Raw genomic sequence first — 7,142 nt, forward strand, 5'->3', positions numbered from 1 at the left:
AAAAAAGCTCTGTATTAAAATACAGAGCTAATAGATAGTGACGTTTATTATTTCATTGCTTGAATTTTATTTTAAATAAAGCTTAAAACTCGTAGCTATAACTTAAACTAAACTCAGTGCCGGTGTCTTGTCCCCAAAGGGTAAGACCTTCTTGTTCAATTTCTTTTTCTTGGCCAAACATATTCTTAACCTTAAAATTAACTTTAGAGTTAAAGTTAGGGAAGTAAGAATAAACTAAATCAACTGAGTGAAACGACTTTTCTTCTGCATCTTCATTACCACGTGTACCAGGTACAATTATACGAGGACCAAACACATTATAAATTAATGAAGTAGAATGAAATCCATCATCTGAGTCATAGCCCATTTGTAAGTTTGCAACCCACTCAGAGTGACCAACTAAACGACGCTCATTGTTAGTTACAATATTCGATACTGTATCGGCCTCAAGAGCTTCTTTAAGCTGTGTTTCAAACAGTGAGTCAACACCGTCTGAATCATTAATCCCCAAATTAACACTTGAGTCAGATAGCGTAACGTTGCCTGACAAAAATGCTGAAGACCACTCTTTATTTATAAAGCCAAAGTCAGTTAAAAAATCAACTTCAATACCCGACAATTTACCCGACTGAGCATTTGCTGTTAATAACTGTGGAGATGCTCCCCCTACGCCCGCAAGCTCAACCATTTCAATTGGGTTTTCAATGTCTTTATAAAACAATGCAACAGAAAGGTTATTACCTGAAGGCATATACCATTCAAACCTAAAATCAACATTTTTTAAATTAGAGCTTTGTAAACTTGGAGACCCACGCACTAGAAACTCAGTTAACGGGTCAACAAAGAAAGAAGAACTTACATCACGAAGATCAGGGCGAATGGTTGTTTCACTTAAATTTAAGCGAAATTGCATTTCTTCATCCATGATGTACGTAACAGCTAAAGAAGGAAAAAAGTTATCTTCATTAATAGCTACATCTTGAATTTCTTGTAGCGTATTTTCAAAGAAATTAGTATGCGCTTCATAACCGACTGATACTTGCGAAAAATCTTCCCATCTAACGCCACCAGTAAAACGCCAAGTGTTTTGATAAAAGTAATCGGCCATAAAATAATAAGCATCTAATTTATGCGCTGCACTGTACTTATCACCATCAGTGGTGCCGTCATCAAAAATACCTGAGCCAGTTGCGCTTGAATAAAACGCGTCATTCGCCGTGTTTTCATCAGCAAAAATATCGCTTACGTTAGAACCGAACGAGTACTCATCGCTTATACCACGGTGCGTAATGCCAAACTTCACATTACTTGCATCACGTTTTTTCTCTGAAAAATCGCCGCCTATTTTTAACTCAAGCTCATAGCCGTCACCATAAAAAGGCATACCCATATTCCAGCCAAACGTTTCAACATCATCGTGCAACACTTGATACTCACGCGTAATATTAGTAGCCGCTACATCTTGCAGTTGTTCAGATTCTAATACGCCATCAACAATATTTTGCTGATAAACAACATCTAATCCACCAGGTGCATTACGGTTGGCTCGGCTTAAACCACCATACCAATCAAAAAACAGATTATTTAGTTTTGGAAAGTTATGCGTCCCTTTTAACTGAGTTGAAAACATTTCGCGTTCTTCATACGTAATATCAACTCGACGTAGTTCAGTAACACCTTCTTCTGTTTCGTTGGCATCAAAGTAATCGCGGTTACGAACACGATCGCTCATGTCATGAAGTGCAATATTAGTCAGTTCAAACTTATGATTTGAGTTAAACTCATACCCTAAGTTTAATGTGCCACTCCAACGAACATTTTGTTCTGTAGATGTACCATCGTAATACTGCGCAAAACATTTGTCTTCACAGCCTAAGCTACCAAGGCTCGAACCACTTTGTTCTTGAACAACTTCCCATTCATTATCGTAAGACACTGCCGCAAGCACACCAAAAGTACCGACCTCACTTTCAAATCTATCACCTAAGGCAATAGAGAAATTCATAGCAGGGTCAACATCCTTTTCTGAAATACCTACATCCCAACCGAGCGATTGAATAAGGTCTTTACGCTCAGCTAACGTAGTGTTTATATTGCCCTCAAGACCAGCGTCACTCGTAAGTGCAGTCGTGAAAACATCAGATAATCCGCGTGAACCGTCATCTCGCCCCATCCAATCGTCATCACCGCCACTATAAAAGTAACCTGTGTCGCTATTAGACGTATTATATGATGTGCCTACTTGTACTTTAAATAGGAAATCAGATGGAATTGATTTAGTCCGAATATTTACATTACCGCCGCCAAAATGCGCAGGCATATCTGGTGAAAACGATTTTTGCACACTTAAGCTTTCAATTATATCAGATGGAAATAAATCCAAAGGCACAACCGAACGAGTAGGATCAGGACTAGGTACTGACATACTATTTAACTGCGTACTTGAGTAGCGCTCCCCCAAACCACGAACGTAAATAAATTTGCCATCAACTAACGTTAAGCCAGTAACACGACGAAGCGCAGAGGCAGCATCGCCATCACCGGTACGTGATATTTGGTCTGCACCCATAATATCAGCAACAAACGCTTGGTTTTGACGTTCTTGCAGTACAGCACCCGCACTGCCCTTTAATCGTTGCCCTACAGCAACAACTTCTTCTATTTCTTGCTCCTCGGCTTGTTCTTCAGCAGCCGTGGCTGTATTTACTGATAAACCAAGTAACGCAGCCATTACAGCGTAGTTTAACTTTGATAAAGCAAGTGTAGAGGGTTTAAAAGATTTCATTTTTATACTCCGAAACAAAACAAGACATTAGCCGAGCTTTCGCTCGGCTATAATGTGGTTTGGGTTAAAGGCCTACTTTTACCCAACCTGCTGTCCAGTCTGTTTGTGCATCCATTGCACCAATGTAATCTACTGTATCAAAGTAACTATCTAAGCTTGATGAATCAAAGCCATTACCAAGGAGTAACGATTCAGCCGTTGGCATATATCCATTATCTGCTAGCCCAAGGTCAGCGGCTGCTTGAACTGAATTACCTGTTTGTCCTAAGAACCAAGATTCAACATTACCTGTACCAATTGCTTGCGTACCAAAGTTACTAGCGGTTTCACACGCAACGATTGAGTGAGTAACAGTTAATGTACCGTCCTCTGCTCGCGGCGCTGAATCAGAGCCTACTCGTAAACAGTTTGAATAGTCTGCACCACCTGTAACCACAACGTTTTTAAGCATACCCGCAGTACCTGCACGTAAGCGGATACCATTTACACCCACATTACCAATAATTGTTACATTAGAGATAGTTGGCATTGTTAGTGGCGTTGCACTTGAATCAAACTCAGAGTTATCTGCTTCAATTGCATTGTCGCCCTCTGAGTCTGATTGTTTGATCAGTACATATTGCGCTTTACCCGTCCAACCGAATGACCAGTCGAGTGAATCATCACCTATGCTTGTTAAAACAAGGTGACTAATATTTGCAGTACCACCAAAAAATTCAACACCATCGTCTAGATTTTCATGAACATGAATGTAATCAAGCTCCGTTTGACGACCAACACCCGCAAGTGTAATACCGTTAAGCTCATCGCCATTACCTAGCGTTTTACCCGCTTGCTTAACCGCAACATACTTTAGCGTACCTGAATTATCTTCAGGGTCATTTCCACCAAACTGGCCTGCATCACCTTCTGCAGATACACCACAACCAGCAAGTTCTTCTGCTGTTGCTTCACCCTGTTGGTCACCACATGAGTTAGCAGGTGCATTACCCAATAAGACTAAACCGCCCCATTGACCAATCGTCGTTTCGCCGCCTATCATATCCTGGATTGACGTCATAGTAATTGGTTGATTTACACTGCCTACCGCTTCAATTTTAGAACCACGGCGAACAACTAAGAAGTCATCACCCGACTCACCAATTAACGTTGTGCCAAACTGAACATAAAGTGTTGTGTTATCAGCGCGGTCATTACCAACAGCTGTACGTCCTTTTAAAATCCAATGTGCGTCGTTAGTCAGTGTTACATCAGATGTAAATACAACATCGGAGGTTAATTGATATACAGGTTTATCTGTAATTTCAGGAAAGCTAGCAGAAACATCGGTTGCAAGCCCTTGTGCTAATGCATTATCTATATCGTCAGGGAAACTAGGCGTTATGGCAACAGTCCAACCATCCATCCAGTTGTTATCGCCATCAAATGCACCAATGTAATCTGTTTTAGTAAAGAACGAGTCAAGCTCTGATGAATCCCCACCAGCACCTAATAAAGGTGAACCCGATTTTGGTGTAAAGCCGTCTGTCGCTAAATTAAGTGCTGAAGCCGTAAGCGTTAAGTTGCCTGTTTGACCTTCAAACCAAGACTGCACATCGTCACTACCAATTGCTTGTGAACCAAAGTTATTATCTTCGCTACATGCAACCGCTGAGTTTTCAATAGACAGCTCACCCGATTCTGCATTAGCAGCAGAGTCTGACCCTACACGTAGACAATTTGAGTAACCTTCAGGACCCGTTATAACAACATTTCGTAGCACACCTGCAGTACCTGCACGTAAACGAACACCGTTAGTACCATCAGCACCAACAATTGTTACGTTAGAAATAAGCGGTTTAGTCAATGGTGTCGCATTTGAATCGAATTCTGAGTTATCAGCTTCTATTGCGTTATCACCCTCAACTGAACTTTGTTGAATATAGATATTTTGTGCACGACCCGACCAACCAAATGACCAATCGAATGCATCGTCGCCAATATCAGTTAGTACAATGTTACGAACATTAACTGTGCCACCAAAAAACTCAACACCATCATCTAGGTTTTGGTGAATTTGAATGTATTCAACTTTTGTTTGTGAACCAACACCAGCAAATGATATACCGTTTAGCTCATCGCCATTACCTAGCGTTTTACCAGCATGTTTAACAACAATATAACGAAGAACACCTGAGTTATCATCGCTGATATCACCACCAAACTGACCTGCATCACCTTCAGCAGATACACCACAGTTAGCTAATTCTTCAGCAGTGGTTTCACCAATTTGATCGCCACAAGAGTTAGCTGGTGCATTACCTAGCAATACTAAACCACCCCATTGACCAATGGTTGTTTCAATACCCGTTACATCTTGAATAGAGGTCATGGTAATAGGCGCTGTTGCATTACCATTAGCATTAATTTGTGAACCACGACGTACCACTAAAAAGTCATCACCTGTTTCACCAATTAGCGTTGTACCCGCTTGAACATATAATATAGTTGCATCTGCACGGTCATTACCAACTGCAGTACGACCATTTAAAATCCAATGTGCATCGTTAGTAAGCGTTACATCTGCTGTGAACGTTGTATCTTCAGTTAAACGGTATACTGGTTTATCTGTAATTGCTGGAAATTCACTAGAAACATCTAATGCTAAGCCTTGTGCAAGCGCGTTATCAATATCAGTAGGGAAGCCGCCATTAATACCGACAGTCCAACCTTCCATCCAATTAGTTGAACCATCAAAAGCACCAATTTGACCATTTGCGATAAGCGGTGAACCAGCAAGTGGCGTGTAACCGTCATCAGCAAGCATAAGCTCTGCAGGCGTAAGTACTTGGTTACCGTCTTGACCTTCAAACCAAGATTGAACGTCGCCACCATTAATTACTTCGCTGCCAAAGTTATTTGCCGTTGTTTGACACGCCACAATAGAGTTTACAATCGTTAGTGTGCCATCTTCAGCGCGAGGAACTGAATCAGACCCTACACGTAAACAGTTTTCGTAAGTAGCTGGACCCGTTACAAATACATTTTGAAGAGCACCCGCAGTACCAGCGCGTAGACGAATACCATTATTACCTTCTGCACCGACGATTGTTACGTTAGATATTGTAGGCAGTGTTAATGGCGTAGCACTTGAATCAAACTCAGAGTTATCAGCTTCAATAGCGTTATCGCCTACGTTAGCCGCTTGCTGAATATAAACATTGGTCGCTGAGCCCGTCCAACCAAAAGACCAATCAAGTGAATCATCACCAATATTAGTAAGCACTACGTTACTTACATTAACCGTACCACCAAAAAACTCGATACCGTCATCAAGATTTTCATGAACCTGGATGTAATCAACCGTAGTTGCAGAGCCAACACCAGCAAACGTAATACCATTTAACTCATCGCCATTACCAAGTGTTTTACCTGCTTGCTTAACAAGTACATATTTTAGAGTACCAGAATTATCATCGCTAATATTACCACCAAACTGACCTGCATCACCTTCAGCTGACACGCCACAGTTAGCAAGTTCGTCTGCTGTTGCTTCACCTTGTTGGTCTCCACATGAGTTTGCAGGTGCATTACCAAGTAATACCAAACCACCCCATTGGCCAATTGCTGTCTCGCTACCCGTAACATCTTGAATTGACGTCATCGTAATTGGCTGGCTTGCAGTGCCGACTGATTCAATTTGTGAACCACGACGCACAACTAAAAAGTCATCACCTGATTCACCAATAATCGTTGTACCTTGCTGAATATAAAGCGTTGTACTATCTGCGCGGTCATTACCCACAGCAGTACGACCATTCACAATCCAATGTGCATCATTAGTTAGTGAAACATCAGCAATCAATGTTGTATCAGCACTTAAGCGATACACTGGTTTATCTGTTATTGCTGGAAATTCACTTGAGACATCCGCTGCTAAACCTTGAACAAGTGCATTGTCGATATCAGCAGGGAAACCCGTAGTTGCATTTTGCGAATCATCACGCGATGATGTTTCATCTACTGTACCACTGCCACCTTCAACAACATTAGTAACTGTGTCGCCTTCATTTATTGTTGTGTCGCCTTCAGATACTACTAAGTCACCACCACAACCCGCTAAAGATACTGCAGTTGCAATCAAACTAACTTTAAATAAGTCAGATAATTTCATTGTTCACTCCGTTAAAGTATTTAATTATTTTGTTAAGTGCTTTAAATAAACTCAAGTCACCTTAAAACATTAAGTAATGCTTTAAGGTCACTTGAGTTATCAGCAGCGCCTACCTTACGGTAGCTATATGACATTACAGTTACACTTTAATAAACATAAGATGACAAAGTTATTTACATAAAATTCAAGTGGTTAATTTATTAA

At 40.9% G+C, this 7,142-nt stretch carries 2 protein-coding genes; both read right to left on the reverse strand.

Features of this window, described 5'->3' with window-relative positions; genetic code table 11:
* Positions 1-82: 82 nt before the first annotated feature.
* Entirely contained in the window at positions 83-2,785 is a 2,703-nt protein-coding gene (locus GQR46_RS13760; protein ID WP_165741241.1) for a TonB-dependent receptor, read from the reverse strand.
* A gap of 64 nt (positions 2,786-2,849) precedes the next feature.
* A complete protein-coding gene (locus GQR46_RS13765; RefSeq protein ID WP_165741242.1) occupies positions 2,850-6,938 on the reverse strand; it encodes a hypothetical protein in 4,089 nt (1,362 codons plus the stop codon).
* Positions 6,939-7,142: the final 204 nt, after the last annotated feature.

This window comes from Pseudoalteromonas sp. Z1A6 (assembly GCF_011378745.1).
GTDB lineage: Bacteria > Pseudomonadota > Gammaproteobacteria > Enterobacterales > Alteromonadaceae > Pseudoalteromonas > Pseudoalteromonas arctica.

Bases quoted from the DNA above. Each gene is read 5' to 3' on its own strand.
- GQR46_RS13760 (WP_165741241.1), bottom strand. From the start codon at position 2,785: ATGAAATCTTTTAAACCCTCTACACTTGCTTTATCAAAGTTAAACTAC.
- GQR46_RS13765 (WP_165741242.1), bottom strand. From the start codon at position 6,938: ATGAAATTATCTGACTTATTTAAAGTTAGTTTGATTGCAACTGCAGTA.